This window comes from Corallococcus exercitus (assembly GCF_042231735.1).
Taxonomy (GTDB): domain Bacteria; phylum Myxococcota; class Myxococcia; order Myxococcales; family Myxococcaceae; genus Corallococcus; species Corallococcus exercitus_B.
Window position 1 is genome coordinate 7,248,226 of sequence record NZ_CP102577.1, and the last position, 16,432, is coordinate 7,264,657.

Consider the following 16,432-nt stretch of genomic DNA (forward strand, 5'->3'; position numbering starts at 1 on the left):
CCCCGGGCGGTGAAGGTCGCCGGGTGGACACCGGCCGTGGTCGCCCCCTGCCGCGTGTTCATCTTCGGCGTGGGGAGGTGTTCATGGTCGGCTTCATCGTGTCACGCAACGGACGGTGGCTTCGGATTCTGGCGGGCACGGGCATGGTCCTGGGCGGACTGGGCACCGGCACGCCCCGGGGCGCGGTGGTGGCGCTGGCGGGCCTGGCGCCGCTGCTCGCCGGCGCGCTGGACCTGTTCCTGGTGGGGCCGCTGCTGGGGCTGCCCCTGCGGGGCGCGGACGTGCGGCTCGCGCTGGGGCAGCCGGAGGACGCGCCGCTGCTCGACCTGGCGCACGACGGCGGGCGCTCTCCCTACGCGCCGCCCAGCACGCTCCTGCACTAGCTACTTCGTGCTCACCTGGAAGGGGATGCCGAGCGAACCGAACGGCTCCCCCGTCCGCGCGTCCACCAGCTTCACCTGGAGCGTCACCGCGTCCTCGCGGCGGGCCACGCCCTGGAAGTACAGGAAGCCCTCCTGCGTGCCGCCGGGCTCCAGCGTGCCTTCCGGCAGCGCGTTGTTGAGCATGTCCTCGGTGGGCAGCGGCTCCTCGTAGTACGGAGGGGCGTAGTAGTAGGGGGAGTAGAAGGGGCTGCCCCAGGGGCCGCCGTACCACCCCGGTCCCCAGCCCCACGGCCTGTAGGCGTAGCCTCCGCCCACCCACAGCCGGCCCCCGGACGACATCGCCGGGCTGTAGCGCGCGGGCGCCCGCGAATCGTTCGAGGACGTGGCCTGCCGGAGCGACAGCGGGGACAGGGCGCTGTAGCGGAAGCGGGACTCCTGGCCCACCAGCGCGAAGTCCGGGTATTGGATCCGCAGCGCGCGGGTCCCCTGGTTCTCCAGGCGGACGTAGACGGGGGTGACGCGGCGCTCCAGGTCGGACGGGGAGCCCTTCCACGCCGAGCCGTCCGCCGTCAGCCGCACGCCCTCCTTCTCCGTGATGGCGCTGCTCTTGCCGTCCTGGAGGATTCCCGCCTCCGGCGTGGGGCGCAGCTTCGTCTCCGCCGCGCAGCCCGCCATCAGCATCAACCCCAGGGCCCCCAGTCCCAGTGCTCCACGCATCGCATGCCTCCTCTTGTTTCAAGGTAGGGCGCGCGACGTTCAGGGGACGACAGGCCCCGTGCTCCAACCCGGAGGGTGGGCGGCCGGGGGGGCCCGCTCAGGGCTGGGGCGTCACCGGCTCCGCGGCGGTGGCGGGCCAGGAGGGCGCCTTGACGAACTCCCATTCCTGGTGGCGCGCCCAGGTCTCGAAGGTCTGCCAGCCCACGCGCGGGTAGCTGTTGCGCAGGGTGAGGATGTCCGCGTGGTAGCCCACGCGGTCCAGCCACTCGAACATGGCGGCCAGGTCCTCGCTCTGCTGCTGGAGCTGCTCCAGGGGAATCTGCTCGTAGTTGATGCGGTGGCCGCTCACCATGGAGAGCAGCGCGGCGGCCTGCTGGCCGGTGACCTCGTCGGACGCGACCTCGATGCGCTCGCCGATGAAGCGCTCCGGGTCCCCCAGCACGTGCAGCGCGAAGCCGGCCAGGTCGTCCACCGCCACCATCTGCAGGCCGTGCGTGGCGGGCAGCCCGAGCGACAGCTTCCCGGCCGCCAGCATGTCGCGCGTGGGCGGGTGCAGGAGGTTCTCCATGAAGAAGGTGGGGGCCAGGATGGTGAAGGGCATGTCCCGCCGGCGCAGGTACAGCTCCACCGCGTGCTTGCTGTCGAAGTGCGGGATGCCGGTGAGCTCCGACGCGCCCGCCACCGAGGAATAGACGAAGTGCCGCACGTTGGAGCGCTTCGCCGCGTCCGCCAGGTTCTTGCCGTGCTGGACCTCCGCGTCCACGCCGCCCGAGCCGAAGGGCGTGGCCATGGCGTAGACGGCGTCCACCCCGCGCATGGCGCCCTCCAGGGAGACGGGGTCGTCGAAGTCGCCCAGGGCCAGCGTCACGCCGGGCCTGCGCAGGGCGCGGGCGGCGGGGGCGTCCACGTCCCGCACCAGCGCGACCACGTGATGGCCCCGGTCGGCGAGCTTGCGGAGGACGGCACCGCCCTGCTGGCCGGTGGCGCCAGTGACGAGCACGGTGATGGAGAAATCCACAGGCATGGGTTCAGACCTCCGGACGCGACGTGTCACGGAAAACTGGAGACGCCCCTGTGTATTGGCGAGGCCCTGACGCCGCACTGTCCGCCCCCGAGCACAGGCTCCCGAGGCAGGCAGGCAACCGTCGGGGAGGGGCAGGGGGCATGGCATCCTCCTGGCCCCATGAGCAAGCGCGACACCCCCCCGCCGTCCGAGCTGGTCTCCGCCGCCCAGGCGCTCGACTCCGAGCTGCTGCGTTTCGAGGCCCTGTCGGAGCAGCTGCGGGAAGCCCCCCTGACGTCGGAGAAGCAGCTGGAGCGCGCGTCGAAGACGCTCAAGGACCTGGCGGACCTGGACGACGCCTTGCGCCTGCGCGTGGGCGCGCTGGTGCAGGCCATCACCGGGGTGCGCAACCGGCAGCAGGCGCAGGCGGACGCGGTCAACGTGCGCGCGCAGGAGCTGCAGCAGCGCACGGAGGTGTTCAAGGACCTGCTCACGCGCTACGGGGCGCTGGGGCAGAGCGCGGCGGACCTCAACGGGCGCATGCAGGAGTTCGCGGCGCTGCGCCAGCAGGAGACGCGCACGGCGGAGGAGGACGCGCGGCTCACGGAGGTCTTCACGTCGCTGCAGGCGCGCATGGCGGAGGTGGCGGACGAGGCGGCGGCGCTGTCCACCGCGGCGGAGGAGGCGAGGTTCGCGGACATCGGCCGGCAGGCGGAGTCGCTGCGTCAGCAGCTGCTGTCCGCGCGCAACAAGCTGGGCCTGCTGCACCAGAGCCTGGGGAAGTGAGCCCTTGCGTCAGCTGAGGTAGGTGGGCTCGAAGTCGTCCGGGCTGTCGATGGGGAGGCGTCCGGAGAAGCCCGCCTTCAGGTCGTGCCAGTGCGCCACGGCGTTCTCGCCGTAGCGCCAGCAGAGGTAGACGGGCTCCTCGCCGCGCCGCGCGTGGAAGTCCACCAGGCCGTCCGCGCCCTTGATCTCCAGGCCCATCTCCTGGAGCGGGCCCAGCTCGCCGCGGATGCGCTCCAGCAGCTGCTCGCGCTCCTCGCGCCAGGTGCGCACCTCGGCGGTGTCGGGCGGGGCTTCGGGGCCGTCCAGCACCTCCGCCAGCTTCTGCACGCGCTCCACCCAGGGGCGCACGCGCCCGAAGGTCTTCGTCAGCAACGGCACCAGCCGGCTGGCCTCTTCCACGCTGAAAAAGCGCATCGAGGGGACAGCATGCAGTGCGCGCCCCCCGCTGACCACCACCTTCCCGGTGGGGGAGGGTGGGTGTGACACGGCGGTGTCGACATGTCTGGAACAAGTCAGCCGAGGAGACGGCCGGTCACCCGCGTCGCAGTGATGACAGGTTTTCCAGGAGCCAGCGCCAGGCGGCTTCGCGCAGGGGGAAGGCGGCCTCGCGGGCGAGGAAGGCGGGGGTGTGTTCCGCGGCGCAGCGGCCGGCGGCGTCGTGGGCCTCGTGGAGGTCGGGGCCGTCGTCCTGGCCGGTGGGGGCGGTGGCGAGGTCCGCGTGCAGCAGGGCGTGGAAGACGATGAAGTCCACGACGAAGGCGGGCACGGTGGGCCGGTCCAGCGCGGGGTGGACGCGCACCTCGCGCAGGCGCGCGTCATAGCCGCCCAGGTGGATGGTGCGGCGGGTGCGGCGGGGAGGGCGGCGGGCCCAGCCCACCTCCACGCCTTGCACGCGCCCGTCGAAGTACGCCGCGTCGAGCCGGGCGTGGACGGCCTTGAGGTCGAAGCAGCGGCCGCGCGTGCGCAGGGGGGCACCGGGCTTGCGTTCACGGCGCACCCGGCCCTGGTGGGCGTGGCTGAAGGCCTCCAGCACCTCGCGGGCGGCGGTGTCGCCGGCCACGTAGAGGGCCAGGGCGCGCACCACGGGGTCCGGTGCGTCCAGGAAGAGGTGGTGCAGGCGCAGGCGCACGCCGTCGGGGAGGCGGCGGTAGCTCACCAGGGTGGCGCGGTTGTCGGTGAGGCGCAGGTGGACGGGAAGGCCCAGGAGGGCGGACACCCGCCGGGCGAGGTCCGCGGCCCGGGGCAGCGCGTCCTCACGCGAGGGCAGCCGCGAGCGCGCCGGGTCACGCCCGGACGCCGGGGCGTCGAACATCGCCAGTTGTCCGGGCGGCGGACGCATGCAGGGAAGGTAAGCCCTGCCCCCGCCCGCTGGCCAGGAGGATGCGGACCGCCATGTCCGGCGTCCTACGTGGCACGTGGGCTGATCGGCGTTGAGGGCGGGACGCGTCCGCCGGCCGCGAAACCCTCGGACATGGGGCCGCCCTCATGGTTGCGCAGGTGGGAACCCCGAGGGGGGCTCCCCCAGTGGCGGGGCACCGCGGAAACCTGTCCGACAGTCGGACAGGTTTGGGAGGACCGTGGCCGGGGGACCCTCCGTTCCTCCGGGCCGCGGAAACCTGTCCGACAGTCGGACAGGTTTGGGCAAACCGCTTCGGGCGGGAGGGGGCCGCGTGGGTTTCCGGGGCGCTGGGGCGGGTTTGTCAGCGTCGCGGGCTACGGTTGGCCGTCATGCCTTCGGGAGCGTCTGGTACCGGCCCGCGAGCGACGCGAGCACGGCGAGCAGCTCCCCTGGCTCCACGGGCTTGGGCACGTGGCTCTGGAAGCCGGCGCGCAGCACGCGGGTGCGGTCCTCGGAGCGGGCGTAGGCGGTGATGGCCACCGCCGGGGTTCGGCCTCCCTTTGCATCGGGCAGCGCGCGCACCTGCTCGATGAACCCATAGCCGTCCGTGCCCGGCATGCCGATGTCGGAGACGAGCACGTCCGGATGCTCCGCCTGGAGCACCTGGAGCCCCTCCGCCGCGGAGCCCGCGGTCGCCACGTGGGCCCCACTGTCCTCCAGGAGCGTGCGCAACAGCTCGCGCGCGTCCTCCTCGTCGTCCACCACCAGCACCCGCACGCCGCCCAGCTCCGGAGGGGGCGTGGGCGCCCGGCCGAGCGCCGGAGGCCGGGGCGACGGAGGCATGGCGGGGTCGCGCCGCTGCGTGACGGACAGAGGCAGGCGCACGGTGAAGGTCGCGCCCCGGCCCTCACCCTCGCTGGCGGCGGAGACGGTGCCACCGTGCATCTCCACGATGTGCCGCACGATGGACAGCCCCAGCCCCAGCCCGCCCGTCTTGCGCGTGGTGCCGCTGTCGGCCTGGCGGAAGCGCTCGAAGACGTGGGGGAGGAAGGTCGCGGGGATGCCCTGGCCGGTGTCCTCCACGGTGAGCTCCACCGAGGAGTCCCGCCGCGCCACCACCAGCCGCACGTGGCCGCCCCGGGGCGTGAACTTCACCGCGTTGGACACCAGGTTCCACACCACCTGCTGGAGCCGGTACGTGTCGCCCATGACGCTGCTGGAGGTGTCCACCGTGGCCTGCACCTGGATGCCGCGTGCGTCCGCCGCGGGCCGCACGGACTCGAGCGCCTGCTGCACCACCGCGGACAGGTCCACCGGCACCACGTCCAGCTTGAGCTTGCCGGACACGATGCGGCTGACGTCGAGCAGGTCCTCGATGAGCTGTCCCTGCGCGCGCGCGTTGCGCTCCATGGTTTCCAGCGCGCGCTCGCGGCGGGACTCGGGCAGGTGGCCGGTGCGCAAGAGCTGCACCCAGCCGAGGATGGCCGTGAGCGGCGTGCGCAGCTCATGGCTGACGGTGGCGAGGAACTCGTCCTTGAGCTGGTTGGCCTCTTCCGCCTCCTTGCGCGCGGCGCTCTCGCGGGAGAGCAGGGCCTCGCGCTCCATCTCCGCCTGCTTGCGGTCGCTGATGTCGATGACGCTGCCGATGTAGCCCAGGAACTGCCCCTCCGTGTCGAAGCGGGGCGAGCCGGTGTCCACCGCCCAGCGGTACTGGCCGTCCACGCAGTGCAGCCGGTAGTCCAGCCGGAAGGGCCGCCGGTCGAGGCTCGAATCCACGAAGGTCCGCCGTGTGCGCTCCAGGTCGTCGGGGTGGATGGCGTCGAGCCAGCCGAAGCCCAGGCCGGTGGCCTCCGTCTGGCCGGTGAAGGCATACCAGCCCCGGTTCATGTAGGTCGTGGCGCCCTGCATGTCCGTCACCCAGAGCATGACGGGGGCATGGTCCGCCATGGTGCGGAAGCGGGCCTCGCTGTCGCGCACGGCCTCCAGCAGGCGCTCGCGCTCCTGGGCGATGGCCTTCTGTTCGGTGATGTCGCGCGCGGCGGCGTAGATGAGCCCCAGCTCGGGCACGGGGCGCGAGGCCCACGCGAGCCACCGGTAGCGGCCGTCTCGCGCGCGGAAGCGGTTCTCGAAGCGCAGGGTGGGGATGCCGTTGGACAGCTTGCGCATCTCCGCGCGGGTGGCCTCCCGGTCGTCGGGGTGGACGAACTCCATGAACGGCTGCTGGCAGAGCTCCGCCTCGTTCCATCCCAGCACGTGGGCGAAGTACGTGTTCACGCGCTTGAAGTACCCGTCCATGCCCGCGATGCAGAACATGTCCGGGGACAGCTGGAAGAAGCGCTCGCGCTCCTCGGCCTCCGCGTGGTGGCGCTCGGCGCTGTCGAACGCGAAGGGGATCGCGGCCAGGGCCAGCGCCTCGTCGATGGAGGTGCCGAGCACGCGCAGTTGCGACAGCGGCACGTCCAGGTCCGCGCGCTCGGCCCGCGCCAGGATGCAGTCATGCAGGAGGGCATATTCGCGCGCGACCAGGGTCACGTCGGCGCCCAGGCGCAGGCGCTGACGGCCATGGGCCCCGGCGGCCTCGCTGTGCTGGAGCGGGGCGCTGTCAGGCTCCTCCTCCGCGTGCACGAGCGCGGCGTGCAGCTCGTCGAGGAAGGCGGGCAGGGCATCGATGATCTGCTCGCGTGACAGGCGCAGGGTGGCGAAGAGGGGAGCCACCCGTGCGACCCACTCCTCGACGAGCGCGTCGCGGTCGGTGTCCAGCAACTCCGCCAGGGACGAGGGAGACCTGCCCCTCATGGGCGTGCGCCCCTCCGCGGAAGGGCCCCGCTCCTGTGAACCCGACGAAGTCATGAGTGGCTTTAGAGGTGAGGCGGCCCGGCATGCATGGGCAGGGGCGGGAAGCCCGGCGCCTCCCTCCTTGCCTGTCCACCTGCCAGGGTGAAGCAGCCGGCGGCTTACAGCCCCAGGTACGTGAGCAGCGCGCCCAGGTCCGCGTCGGACAGGGCCTCCGTGCTGTAGGGCGGCATGTTGCCTCCCACGCCGAAGAACTGCCCGTGCCGCACCTTCTCGATGACGACCTGCGCGTGCGGGATGCCCGGGAAGAGCCGGTCGTAGTCCTGCGTCACCTCCGGCAGCAGCGACGCCAGCTCCGTCAGCCGTCCCTCGCTCGTGTGCGTCGCGCCGTGGCAGTTCTGGCACGCCGCCCGGTACACCGCTTCTCCTCGCGCGAGGTCCCCCCGGGGCACGTCCTGGATGTCCTTCACCACCGTGAACGGCAGCGCGGGCGCCTGCGCGTCCGGGCTGATGCGTGACAGGTACTCATACAGCGCGCGGGAGCGCGGATCCTCCGCCTCCAGCTTCGTCACCCCGCGCATGAAGTTCACGTAGCAGAAGTTCACCGCGTCCAGCAGGTGCGTCTCGTAGCCGCCCCACCAGCTGGGCCTCGCCGCCACGTTGTAGAGCGAATGGCCGGAGTCGATGCGCCCCGCCGGCGCCTCCGGCGTCGTCACGTGGCACGTCGCGCACGAGAAGCGGTTGAACGTGCTCTCCGACAGCCGCGCGTCCTGGAACAGCGCCTCGCCGAAGTCCGCCGCGGCCCGTGGCTCGTCCTCGCCGCCGCACCCGGCCAGCACGCCCACGAGCAGCGCCGCCACACCCCCACGCAGGCCCCTCATGGCTGCCCCCGCAGCAGGCTCACGGAGTCCGGGAAGAGGCCCACCTTCACCGTGGACACCACCGTGCCCTCCGCCAGGTCCACCGCGTGCAACGTGCCCGGACCGATGTGGTCCCCCTCGCAGACCACCAGCCCGTGGCGCTCGTCCGGCGTCAGCATGAACTGGTGCACGTTGAGACAGCCCGCCTGTGACAGCGGCACCGTGCGCAGCACCGAGGACGTCGCCGCGTCGATGACCGCCACCGCGTCCTCCTGCTGATAGGGCAGGTACAGCGTGCGCCCGTCCCGCGTGAACGCGCCGAACATGGGCGCGCCGCGCAGGAACACCGTGCGCTCCGGGTTCATCGTGCGCGTTCCGGGCTCCAGCACCTGCACCTGCCTGCTCGCCAGCGAGCTGACCCACACGTCTCCCGTCGTGGGCGACACCGTCAGCGCGTACGGCTGGTGGCGCGGGTTCGTCGCCGTGCCGGCGCCTGACGCCACCTTCACGCGCGTCACCGGCATGCCCTCCGCCGCCAGGTCCACCACCGCGACCTCGTCCGACCAGCAGGCCACGTACGCCGTGCGCTCGTCCGCGGACAGGCGCACCGCGTGCGGCGCGGGGCACACCTTCACCCGCGCCTTCACCGCCATCGTCTCCGCGTCGAGGATGGCCATGCGCGAGACCATGTCCTCCTCCGGCCCGCCCTGCCGCGCCACGTCCGCGATGCGCAGGAGGTCGAAGTGCGTCTGGTACAGCGTGCGCCCATCCGCGCTGACGATGACGTCCCCGGGGTTGCGGTCCACGCGCGCGGACGCCACCAGCCGGTTGTCCTTCGCGCTCAGCTTCAGGCAGTAGCCGTCCGCCGTGCCCGTGCCGTGCGCGCCGTGCGGACCGGAGCCGCCGCCGGGCACGTAGTTGGAGATGCCGACGTAATAGAAGTCCCCCGCGGGCGACACCGCCGTGTGGTGCGGCCCCTCCAGCTCCACCGGGTTGAGCCCCACCGGCACGCGCGCCAGCTCGCCCCAGCCCGGCGTGCCCAGCCCGTCCAGCTCCAGCAGGCTCACGGAGTCATCCAGGCTGTTGGTGACGAGCAGCCGCCCGGAAGGACCCGGAGGCGGCACCGCCGAGCCTCCCCGCGTCCACGGGTTTGAGTCCGCGTACGTCAGCGCGGGCACCTCCAGCGGGCCCTCCGCCCGGAGTGCGTCGTCGCTGCACGCGGCCAGCGCCAGCGCGCAAAGCCAGACTCCGAGCCTCACTTGACGGGCCCCACCGTGAAGGGCACCGCCGTCCCCAGCGTGTAGGGCCCCTCCGTGATGCGGTTCTGCACCAGGTACGCGCTCTCCACCTGCACCGACAGCGCCTTGCCCGCCGCGTCCCTCAGCGACTGCCAGGAGCCGTCATCCAGCTGCCACTGCAACTCGGACGTCAACACCTGCGCGATGGGACACTCGCGTCCCTGCACGAAGACCTTCACCCAGTACAGGTCGCCCGTGTACGGCGGCAGGTGGGCCTCGGCGGTGGGCAGCACCAGGTTCCCCAGCCACGCGAGCACCGAGCGCTTCGACTCGCGCGGGTGGCCCTCCAGCGAGGGCGCCGTGCGGCCGGGCCGCTGCAGCGACGCGCGCAGCGGGGACGTCCACTGCCACAGCGGCGCGGCCTGGTCCGCGAGGTACACCTGCCCGGGCTCGGGTGACACGAGCGTCACCGCGCGCGAGCTGTCCTGGGGCTGGTTCCGGGCATCCACCAGCGTGCGCCAGGCCTCGTCCGTGGCGCCGCCCGCGTACAGCGGCTCGTCGCAGGCCGTGGCTTCGGTGTCGCCGTCGCCGTCGCAGGCGCTCAGGGTGAGCAGCGCGACGGCGGCGATGCTCCAGGTCAGGGACGTCTTCAGCGGCTTCATGGGCATGGGTCCTCGCGCCGCCGGCCGCGACGCAACAGGGGAAGGAGGAACAGGGGAAGGAGCGTGCCCGCGGGCGCGGCGGCGCAGCCGGAGGACGGCTTCGGCTTCGGGCCGGTGGGCGTGCCCGCGTCCTCGGGGGGCGGCGTCCCGGCATCCGGCACGCCCGCGTCCGGCACGCCGTCCGGATAGAGCGGCGCGCCAATCGTCTCCGCGACCTGCGGCCAGCGCGACGGACACAGCTCCCGCACGGGCGTGCCCGCCGGACACTGATGGCTGCCTTGAATCTGCTCCAGGCTGAAGAGGGGCTCCCAGGTGGTGCCCTCGTCACGGCTGCGCGCCAGCGACCAGTCATGGAGCCACGGCGAGCCGCAGCCGTAGAGGACGTCCCCCACGCGCGTCACGCACGCGTTGCCGGTGGGCAGCTCCAGCTTGGAGAAGGCGCCGCCCTCCTGGCTGCGGAAGAAGGAGTTGTACGTGGACACCCACGCGGTGCCACCGTCGGCGGAGACGTCCATGTTGACGAAGACGTCGTCGATGCCCGCGCCCGAGCGCGCGGTGAAGGTGCGTCCTCCGTCCGTGCTGTGGAGGATGTGCGTGGCGCCCTGCGCGGACACGCGCGCCCAGACGCCGTGCGCCTCCGTCGGGTCCGTGGCCGTCACCACGAAGTCGAACGGGCGCACCAGGTCCGGGAACGTCTGGGGCAGCTCCTCCCACGTCTCGCCCGCGTCGTCGCTGCGGAACAGGTACATGCGCGCCGTGTCCGACGCGGACACGTAGAGCGTGCGCGGATCCGCGGTGGACACGCGCAGGGAGGAGAAGAGGACGCCCGCGCGCTGGAGCGGAAGCGCCCGCCACGTCTCCCCGCCGTCCTCCGAGCGGAACACCCCGTTCGTCGCCGACGTGGAGCGGCCCGTGGCCAGGTACAGCACCGCGTCATCCGTGGGGTGCACGGCGAGCCCCGTCACCCAGGTGTCCTTGAACGCCGGGTGCGACGCCCACGAACACGCGCCGTCCTTCGAGGACAGCAGCGCGTTGCCGGTGGCCGCCAGCAGCTCTCCGGTTTCGCGCCAGACGAAGGACTCCGGGCGCCAGCCGCCATAGCCCATGGCATCCGGACACACCCAGCGCCACGTCCGCCCACTGTCGCGCGAGATGACCGCGCCGAACGTGGCACCGACGAAGTAGTCCTCGGGGTGGCCCTTGCGCAGCGTGACGTTGGACGTCTCCGGCAGGCCCGCGTGCGCCCAGGCCGCACCGGACCCCAGGAGGCCGGCCACCGCCGCCCCCCTCCAACCCCCCGTGATTCGTGGCATTCGCATCCGGCGCTCCGGGGCAGGGCCCATGGCCCACCACGATAACGCCCGGCCCGCGCCTGCATAGCGGCGCGTGTGGCCCCTGCTCAGCGGGGAGGCAACCTCTCAGGTCTCATCCCTCCCATTCGCGCGGTGGACCGTGCGTCCAATGCCTGCCGCTCTTACCGGTGATGGCTGGCTTTCCCTGTTTCAGGATGCTACGCCATCAAGGTCCCGGACCCCGGCGTGGACCTCCATGGTCCGCCAGGGGGTCCGGGGGGAACGACAAGGCCGTGACTCCAGACGATTCGAATGCGAGCGACGTGGCCGTGGGCCCTGGCTCCAGCGTCACGCGCGGGGTGTGGGCGCGGGTGATGAAGGGCGCGGTGGAGGAGGCGGTGCGCGCCTACGAGGCGATGGGGGCGGGGCATCGCGAGCGGGTCCTGGAGGAGGCGCTGGCGGTGCCCGCCGACACGCGCACCCGGCTGGTGGAGGTGCTGCGGCAGGCGCGCGACTTCGCGGGCGCGGCGCGGCTGCTGGAGGCGGACGGAGACGACGCGGGCGCGGCGCCGCTGTACGAACAGGCGGGCGCGCCGCTGCTGGCGGCGGAGGCGTGGCTGAGGGTGGGAGAGCAGGCCCGCGCGGCGGCGGCCTTCGAGCGGGCCGGTTCACTGGAGCAGGCGCTGGCGCTGTACCAGGCGCTGGGCGCGCGCGAGTCGCTGGCGCACCTGCTGGGCCGCATGCACCGGCCCATGGAGGCGGCGCAGGTGTTCCGCGTGCTGGGCAACGCGCACGCGGAGCTGGAGATGCTGCGCGCGGTGCCCGCGGACGACCCGCAGCGGCCGGAGGCGGTGCTGCGCATGTGCGAGCTGCTGGACGCGGAGGGCGCGACGTGGCGCGCGCTGGTGCTCCTGGCGGATGGCATCAAGCACGCGACGGGGGCGGGGCTGCTGCTGCTCCAGGCGGAGCAGGCGCGGCTGCTCCAGCAGCTGGGGCTGGCGTCGGCGCCGGAGGGCGCGGCCGCGGCGGAGAAGGCGCCGCCGGTGGTGGATGGCTATGGCTATCTGAAAGCCATTCCCATCTTCGATGGTCTGTCTTTGGAGGACATGCGCGACCTCTACCGCCTGGCCCGGCCCATGCTGCTGCCGGCGGGGACGACGGTGCTGGAGAAGGGCGCCAAGGGGATGGGGCTGGTGGTGCTGCTGGAGGGCATGGTGAGCGTGTCCACCGGCCCGGGCCCGGACGCGCGCCAGCTCAACATGCTGGGGCCGGGCGCGTTCCTGGGGGAGATTTCCCTCATCCTGGACGGGCCGGTGTCCGCGCACGTGCGCGCGCACACGGTGGTGCGCGCCCTGCGCGTCACGCGGACGGACTTCCAATACTTCCTGGAGACGCACGAGGCCGCGGCCCTGCGCATCTACCGCCTCTTCACCCAGAGCCTGGCGGAGCGTGTGCGGGATTTGAGCAGCTGACAGGACAGCGGCACCGCCGCCGGGTGTGCGCCGGGACACCCCGGCGGGTGGTGTTCGGTGACACCCTGCCGGGTCCTCCGAACGGATGCGTGCGCCACGCGGCTGGGTTACAGAGGCCCGCATGGCGGACTCCCCACACGCTCAGTCCCTGAAGGCCCAGGCGGCGACGCTCGCCGCCGGGGGGAAGCTGGAAGCGGCGCTGGCCGGCTACCAGGATGCCCTTCGCGCGGAGCCGGAGGACGCGGAGGTCCACCAGCGCGTCGCCGAGCTGCTCGAGTGGCTGGAGCGCACCCCCGAGGCCGCCCGCGCCTACGACGACGCCGCGCTCGCCTGGACCCGCGCGGGCGGGCTGCTGCGCGCGGTGGCCGCCACGGTGCTGTCGCGAGGCTTCCGCGGCGCCCGGCCCCAGACGGTGCGCACCCTGGCGGAGCGCTTCGCCCTGCCGCCCGGCGCGCTGGCCCCGACCTTCGCCTGGGTCTCCGACGGCAAGGACCCGGGCGTGCCCGTCCTCTCCGGCGTGGGGCGCGAGGCCTTCGTGGCGCTCGTGGACGCGCTGGAGGTGCGCGCCTTCTGGCCGGGTCAGCGCGTGGTGGAGGAGGGGCAGCCGGGCGACTCCATGTTCGCGCTGGTGGAGGGCCGCGCGGAGGTGACGCGGCGGGTGGAGGGCAACGCGCGCCAGGTCGTGGCCACGCTGGGGCCGGGGGACTTCTTCGGCGAGGTGGCGCTGGTGTCGGAGGGGCCCAGGCTGGCCAGCGTGGAGGTGCGCGAGCGCTCCGTGCTGCTGGAGTTCAAGCGCCAGTCCCTCGCCCGCGTGAGCGCCGCGCACCCGGAGGTGGAGTCGGCGGTGCAGGCCTTCTACCAGCGCCGGCTGGTGGACAACCTGCTGCGCACCAGCCCCCTGTTCACCAACCTGTCGCCCGCGCTGAAGCAGGCGATGTCGCGCGAGTTCGACCTGCGCGCCGTCCCCGCGGGCCAGGTGCTCCTCACGCAGGGGCAGCCGGGCGACGCCTTCTACCTGCTCCTGCGCGGCCAGTGTCAGCTGTCGCTGGAGCAGCCGGGGCGCATCGTGTTGCTGCCGGAGCTGCGTGAGGGCGACGTGTTCGGCGAAATCTCGCTGCTCTTGGACAAGCCCGTGTCCGCGACGGTGCGCACGAAGATGCCTTGCGTGGTGCTGCGCCTGGAGCGCGCCGCCTTCGAGCGGCACGTCGTGAGCCAGCCCGGCCTCAAGGGCCAGCTCATGCGCATGGGCACGGAGCGCCTCCAGCAGACCGCGAAGGCGCTGTTCGTCTGAAGCCTCAGGCCTCCGGGTCCAGCTGCACGGGGTGCTCGTGCAGCCACTCCTGCGCGCGGCGGATCCGCCAGGCACCGGCCGCGCGGCCCTCCTTCTCCAGGAGCTGCCGGTAGGGCTCCAGCTGCTCCGGCGTCCACGCGGGCAGGGCCTTCAGGTCCGCGAGCGCCACCAGCTCCTCCGCGCTGCGCCCCCGCGCCTCCTGCCGGGCGGTGAGCAGCGCCGCCAGCACCAGCCGCGCGGGCTCCGCCTCGAAGGCGATGGCCGCGTCGGTGAGCCACTCGCGCGTGGGCTCGTCCGCCGCCGGGTCCTTCGCCCCCGCGCGCATCCGCTCCAGCATCCCTTCGAGGAACTCCGCGTCCACCGCGCCCTTCACCGCGCGCAAGAGCCCCGCGATGACCTGCCGCCGGCCTTCCGGCTCCTTGGGCTGGGACTTCATCGCGCGCAGCGGCTCCCACAGCACGACGGTGAGCCACAGCTCCTCCTCCGGGGAGAAGACGGACGGCGTGGCGGGGTCGCGCAGCTTCGCCTCCACCCGCTGCGCGCGCTCCTTCGCCTCGCGCGAGATGCGCTCCACCAGCGCGGGGTCCGCCTGCACGTGCTTCACCAGCGCGTCCAGCTCGCCGGCTTCCGCCTGGCGCAGGGCCTCGGAGGCCTCGGGGGTGAGGTCCTCCTGCTCCATGCTCGCGACCAGGGACTCGTACTTGCGCACCACCTCCGCGTGCTTCTGGCTCCACTCGCGGAACTGCACGTCGAAGACGACGTCCAGCACCGGGTTGTCCTCCGGCCGCACCTTGCCCGTCTTCTTCGCCGCCGTGGCCAGGAGCGCGCCCACGCACAGCGCCCGCCGCTCCTCCGGCGTGCGCCCGCTCTTCGCCGCCTGCGCGAGCAGCCCCGCGCCCAGCTTCTCCTGGAAGCCGCGCGTGCCCAGCTCGCGCACCACGCCCACGCGCAAGCTGTTGCGCGCCGCCATCGCGTCCAGGCCCTCCTGCGCGGCGAGCTTCGCGAGCGCCTGCCCCACGTGGTCGCTGAAGGCCTTGTCGTCGTATCTCAGCCCCGGCTGGGGCCCCGCGCCCGCGAGCAGCACGCCCAGGTGCTCCAGCGCCTGCGACAGGCGGGACACGTCCGCGTCACCCAGGAGGGCCATGGCGCCCTCCAGGTCCTGCTTCAGCGGGTGGGCGGGGGCGGCGGTGGGAGGCGGCGCGGCTTTCGCGCGGTCCTCGGCGGCGTGACAGGCCTTGTACTTCTTCCCGCTGCCACAGGGGCACGGGTCGTTGCGGCCGGGCTTGGAAGGGCTCACGGGCCGGCACCGTAAGCGAAAGCGCCCGGCCCTTCCATGCGTGGAAGGAGCCGGGCGCCCCGGTGCTTCAGGAAGTGCTCAGCGGGTTACTGGAGGTTGAAGCCCAGCGTCAGGCCGAACACGTGCGCGGTGCCGGAGTACGTCGCGGGGATGCCCGGGGCCGTGCTCACCTTGTCCGCCAGCGCGACGAACTGGTAGCCCAGGTCCGCGCGGAACGGCTTGAGCTGGTAGCCCACGCCCGCCGTCACCTTGAAGCGGTTGGCGTCCGGCAGGTCCGGCGTCAGCGTGCTGTTGGGGCTGGGGGACGGGTCGTACACGAGGCCCGCGCGAACCTGCAGGGCCTCCGTCACGCCGTACTCGGCGCCCAGCGCGTACTTCCACTTCGCGCGCCAGCGCTTGGGCACCGGGTTGTCGATGGCCGGGTTCTCGAAGCGGATGGCCAGCTCCGAGAACGAGGACCAGTCCACCCAGCTCGCGTCGAACGCCAGGAGCAGGTTGTCCAGCGGCCGGTACGCCAGGCCCGCCGTCACGGTGGACGGCAGGGTGACGTCCGCGGTCGCGCTCTGGTCCGTCAGGCGGCTCTGGAACTCCACCGGGATGTTCTGGAAGTCCGCCTTGCCCTTGAACGAGATGTCCACCGAGCTGCGGTAGTGCAGGCCCATGTCCAGGTTGTCCAGCACCTTGGCCTGCACGCCCACGTTGAAGCCGGAGCCCCAGTCCGCGCCACCCAGGTGGATGGAGCCCTCGCTGTTCACGAAGTCCAGGCCGCGCGTCAGCTCGATGGTGGCCCGCGCGATGTCCAGACCCGCGCCGAAGCGGAAGCGCGGGTGCAGCTCATACGCGAACGACGGGTTGATGTAGTACGTCGCCAGCGAGGACTCGTAGCCGCGGAAGCGGCCGCTGAAGCCCTCCTCCCAGCGGCTGCGCGCGCCGTAGGGCGTGAACACGCCCACGCCGAACGCCGCCTTCTCGAACGGCTTGTAGACGACGAACAGGTGCGGCGGCGGCGACAGCGTGGTGCGCTGCCCTTCCTGCTCCTGGCCCGGCCGCTGGAACTTGATGCTGGGGAGGATGCCCGTGTCGCCCAGCGTGATGTCCAGCGTCTTCACGCCGACCATGTTGGCCACGTTGTAATAGATGGAGGACGAGTCCTCCAGCCATGCCGTGGCCGCGCCGCCCGCGCCGGTGGCGCGCGCGCCCTGGGTGTCAATCTGGAAGCCCGCGGCCTGGCTGGTACCGGCCGCCAGGATTGCCACGAGGGAGAGTGTCTTTTTCATGGGTGTTTGATTCCTCTCTCAG

The 16,432-nt window shown here is 72.7% G+C and carries 15 protein-coding genes; 4 read left to right on the forward strand and 11 right to left on the reverse strand.

Going from position 1 to position 16,432, the window contains the following annotated elements; translation table 11 throughout:
- Positions 1-83: 83 nt before the first annotated feature.
- Positions 84-383, forward strand: coding sequence for a hypothetical protein (locus tag NR792_RS29095; protein WP_375755962.1), 300 nt, complete (start codon positions 84-86; stop codon positions 381-383).
- On the opposite strand, the gene NR792_RS29100 is transcribed toward NR792_RS29095, so the two are convergent.
- Entirely contained in the window at positions 384-1,100 is a 717-nt protein-coding gene (locus NR792_RS29100) for a hypothetical protein (protein WP_375755963.1), read from the reverse strand.
- Between the two features lie 97 nt (positions 1,101-1,197).
- Positions 1,198-2,124 carry an NmrA/HSCARG family protein gene (locus NR792_RS29105; protein ID WP_375755964.1) on the reverse strand — a complete coding sequence of 309 codons (927 nt, stop codon included), beginning with the start codon at positions 2,122-2,124 and terminating at the stop codon, positions 1,198-1,200.
- 159 nt (positions 2,125-2,283) lie between these two features.
- Here NR792_RS29105 and NR792_RS29110 point away from each other — a divergent pair, with 159 nt between their 5' ends.
- Positions 2,284-2,889 carry a hypothetical protein gene (locus NR792_RS29110; protein WP_375755965.1) on the forward strand — a complete coding sequence of 202 codons (606 nt, stop codon included), beginning with the start codon at positions 2,284-2,286 and terminating at the stop codon, positions 2,887-2,889.
- Positions 2,890-2,898: 9 nt separating this feature from the next.
- Here NR792_RS29110 and NR792_RS29115 read toward each other — a convergent pair whose 3' ends face one another.
- From NR792_RS29115 to NR792_RS29145, 7 genes are all read right to left on the reverse strand, one after another.
- On the reverse strand, positions 2,899-3,303 hold the full coding sequence (locus NR792_RS29115; protein ID WP_375755966.1) for a DUF2203 domain-containing protein: 405 nt from the start codon (positions 3,301-3,303) through the stop codon (positions 2,899-2,901).
- A 118-nt stretch (positions 3,304-3,421) separates the two neighbouring features.
- Positions 3,422-4,201, reverse strand: coding sequence for a hypothetical protein (locus NR792_RS29120; protein WP_375755967.1), 780 nt, complete (start codon positions 4,199-4,201; stop codon positions 3,422-3,424).
- 414 nt (positions 4,202-4,615) lie between these two features.
- A complete protein-coding gene (locus tag NR792_RS29125; RefSeq protein ID WP_375755968.1) occupies positions 4,616-7,024 on the reverse strand; it encodes a PAS domain S-box protein in 2,409 nt (802 codons plus the stop codon).
- Positions 7,025-7,182: 158 nt separating this feature from the next.
- A complete protein-coding gene (locus NR792_RS29130) occupies positions 7,183-7,902 on the reverse strand; it encodes a c-type cytochrome (protein WP_375755969.1) in 720 nt (239 codons plus the stop codon).
- Positions 7,899-9,140, reverse strand: a complete 1,242-nt coding sequence (locus NR792_RS29135) for a hypothetical protein (RefSeq protein WP_375755970.1) — start codon at positions 9,138-9,140, stop codon at positions 7,899-7,901. The genes NR792_RS29130 and NR792_RS29135 overlap by 4 nt, the downstream gene beginning before the upstream one ends.
- A complete protein-coding gene (locus tag NR792_RS29140; RefSeq protein WP_375755971.1) occupies positions 9,137-9,781 on the reverse strand; it encodes a hypothetical protein in 645 nt (214 codons plus the stop codon). Before NR792_RS29140 ends, NR792_RS29135 begins: the two co-directional genes overlap by 4 nt.
- Entirely contained in the window at positions 9,778-11,058 is a 1,281-nt protein-coding gene (locus NR792_RS29145) for a WD40/YVTN/BNR-like repeat-containing protein (RefSeq protein WP_375755972.1), read from the reverse strand. Before NR792_RS29145 ends, NR792_RS29140 begins: the two co-directional genes overlap by 4 nt.
- Before the next feature lie 308 nt (positions 11,059-11,366).
- Here NR792_RS29145 and NR792_RS29150 point away from each other — a divergent pair, with 308 nt between their 5' ends.
- Together NR792_RS29150 and NR792_RS29155 are read left to right on the forward strand one after the other, a co-directional pair.
- Complete coding sequence (locus NR792_RS29150) at positions 11,367-12,545, forward strand: cyclic nucleotide-binding domain-containing protein (protein ID WP_375755973.1); 1,179 nt, start codon at positions 11,367-11,369, stop codon at positions 12,543-12,545.
- Between the two features lie 121 nt (positions 12,546-12,666).
- Entirely contained in the window at positions 12,667-13,836 is a 1,170-nt protein-coding gene (locus tag NR792_RS29155) for a cyclic nucleotide-binding domain-containing protein (RefSeq protein WP_375755974.1), read from the forward strand.
- A 4-nt stretch (positions 13,837-13,840) separates the two neighbouring features.
- On the opposite strand, the gene NR792_RS29160 is transcribed toward NR792_RS29155, so the two are convergent.
- Together NR792_RS29160 and NR792_RS29165 are read right to left on the reverse strand one after the other, a co-directional pair.
- Positions 13,841-15,133, reverse strand: a complete 1,293-nt coding sequence (locus NR792_RS29160) for a YecA family protein (protein ID WP_375755975.1) — start codon at positions 15,131-15,133, stop codon at positions 13,841-13,843.
- 86 nt (positions 15,134-15,219) lie between these two features.
- Positions 15,220-16,410, reverse strand: a complete 1,191-nt coding sequence (locus tag NR792_RS29165; protein WP_375755976.1) for an OmpP1/FadL family transporter — start codon at positions 16,408-16,410, stop codon at positions 15,220-15,222.
- Positions 16,411-16,432: the final 22 nt, after the last annotated feature.